The organism is Weissella sp. DD23, from assembly GCF_001579105.1.
Lineage (GTDB): Bacteria > Bacillota > Bacilli > Lactobacillales > Lactobacillaceae > Weissella > Weissella cibaria.
Genome location: NZ_KQ970397.1, coordinates 83,430 through 86,063, shown reverse-complemented (window position 1 = coordinate 86,063; position 2,634 = coordinate 83,430). Strand labels below are relative to the sequence as shown.

2 protein-coding genes are annotated in these 2,634 nt (G+C 46.6%); both read right to left on the bottom strand.

Translation table 11 applies throughout. From position 1 onward, the window contains the following. Positions 1–1,740 (bottom strand): isoleucine--tRNA ligase (ileS, locus tag WEIDD23_RS14940; protein WP_242865506.1); only part of this gene is annotated, 1,740 nt, incomplete at its 3' end. Between the two features lie 295 nt (positions 1,741–2,035). Further along, on the bottom strand, positions 2,036–2,634 hold a 599-nt coding region (locus WEIDD23_RS10335), incomplete at its 5' end, for a DivIVA domain-containing protein (RefSeq protein ID WP_062358964.1).

Genomic DNA, 2,634 nt, shown 5'->3' with positions numbered 1-2,634 from the left:
GTATGGTGCCTTACCCGTTACAGCAACACCTGTGATCAATGATGAGTTGAACCATCCACGGTATTGGTCAGAGCCTTCCAAAACCAAATCTTCTGGGAAGCTTAGGTTTGGACGCGTGGCCATGACACCTTGGTGTGAAGTTCCTGAATCGAACCAAACGTCCATGATGTCCGTTTCCTTGGTAAATTCGCCATTTGGTGAGTGCTCGTTTGAGTAACCTTCTGGCAACAAGTCCTTGGCCTCACGTTCGAACCAAACGTTTGAACCATGCTCGGCTACCAATTCAGCGATGTGGTCGATGATTTCAGGGTCAACAATTGCCGTACCATCTTCAGCGTAGAAGATTGGCAATGGCACACCCCAAACACGTTGACGTGAGATAACCCAGTCGCCACGGTCGCGGATCATGTTGTACAAACGCTTCTTACCCCATTCTGGTTGGAACTTAACATCGTCCAATGCATCCAAAATGTCTTGACGGAAGCTATCGATCGAAGCAAACCATTGTGGCACCGCACGGAAGATAACTGGCTTCTTAGTACGCCAGTCAAATGGGTAGCTGTGCACAACTGGTTCGTGCAAGATCAACGCATCAGCTTCTTCAAGCTTTTGCAATGATACCTTGTCAGCATCTTGGTAGAAGACACCTTCAAAGTCAGGACCAGCTTCGGCCGTCATCTTACCTTGGTCATCAACGTTCATGATAACTGGCATGTTGTAACGTTGACCGGTAGCAAAGTCATCTTCACCAAATCCTGGGGCCGTGTGAACCGCACCAGTACCGGCATCAGCCGTCACATAATCAGCATTAACAACCAAAATCTCACGGTCCATGAATGGGTGCTCAGTTGTCGCCATTTCAAGTTCCTTACCAGTAAAGGTTGCGACAACTTCGTACTCGTCCCAGCCGAACTTAGGCGCAACGGCACCCAACAAAGCTGAAGCAACGATGTACTTCTTGTCTGAACCCTTTGGTTGAATTTGTGAATATTCGAAATCAGCGTTCAAAGCCAAAGCTTGTGAAGCTGGTACCGTCCAAGGTGTCGTCGTCCAGGCGATGAAGTACGTGTCGTTATCCAACAAGCCCTTACCGTCCTTAACGCGCTCTGAGAAGAACGCCGTGTCTGACTCAATGTCGTGGTATTCGATTTCAGCCATTGCCAAAGCAGACTCTGATGACCATGACCAGAAGACAGGCTTCTTACCACGGTAGATCAAGTTCTTCTTGGCCATCTCACCGAAGACGCGCAATTGGGCAGCTTCGAATTCAGGCAACAACGTCAAGTATGGGTTATCCCAGTCAGCTGAAATTCCCAAACGCTTGAAGTCGGCCATTTGCGTCTTAACTTGCTTACGTGCAAATTCTTCGGCCATCTTACGCCAGATAACTGGGCCAACCGCCTTACGATCCTTACCAGCCTTCGTCAATTGTTGTTCAATTGGCAAACCGTGCGTATCCCAACCAGGGACAAATGGTGCGTAGAAACCATTCATTGACTTGTAACGAACGATGATATCCTTAGAAATCTTGTTCATGGCGTGTCCGATGTGAATGTTTCCGTTAGCATATGGAGGGCCATCGTGAAGCATAAATGATGGCTTACCTTCGTTCATCTTTTGACGTTGCTCATAGACCTTATTCTCGAACCAGATGTTTTCACGTTGTAGCTCAGTTTGTGGTAGGTTACCACGCATTGGGAACTTCGTCTTTCCTAGGTTCAAGGTTTGCTTCATCTTCATAAAAGCGCAATCCTTTCTGTTCAATCCAAGTGCTACCGCGTTGACATGCGGCTTACCCTGAAACTAAAAAATCCCGCACCGGCTATCACTAGCCAATGCGGGACGTCATGTCAACGTGGTACCACCCGAATTCACGGCAAACTGCCGCCTCTTCTGTGTATTTGATTAAAAAACTTTCTTGCTGATAAGCAAAGTGCGTCACCATCCTAGACTCTCACCGGGTTAATTCTAGGTCGCTGTTTGGAATACACCTTACCGTTTGGTCAAGAAACCATGTTTACATGATAACGAAAAATTAGTCCTTATTCAAGAAGTTTCCGTTGCTTTCTGCTGATTCAGGGAAGATAACAACCGTTTCTACTTCTGAACTTTCAGCGGCTGCTGATGTTGGTGCAACCGGTGCAGATGATGCTGATGGCACTTGGTTAGCGGCTGGCTTTTGGAACGCAGCCCAATCATCAGTCTTAACCAAATCCATTTGTGCCTGCAATAGACCTTCAATCTTGGCCTTAAAGGCACCCATGTCCTTGTCCAAAGCATCCTTTTCAGCAACCAACTTTTCGTTCTTAGCTTGTGACTCAGTCAACAAAGCATTGGCCTTCGCGTTAGCTTCCATAACAATCTTTTGTGCTTCAGCTTGAGCTTGTTGCAACGTTGCTTCAGCTTCAGCCTCTGTTTGCTTCTTCAAACGATCAGCGGCTTCTTGCGCAATCAAAATTGATGAATTAACAGATTGCTTCATCTCTTCAACTTGCTTAGCGTTTGCATCTGCTTCAGCCAATTGCGTCTTCAACGTTTGATTCTCTTGCATCATACCATCGTAATCAGTTACGATACGGTCCAAAAATTCTGAAACTTCGGCCTTATCGTACCATTTGTTACTTTTTGTTGTGA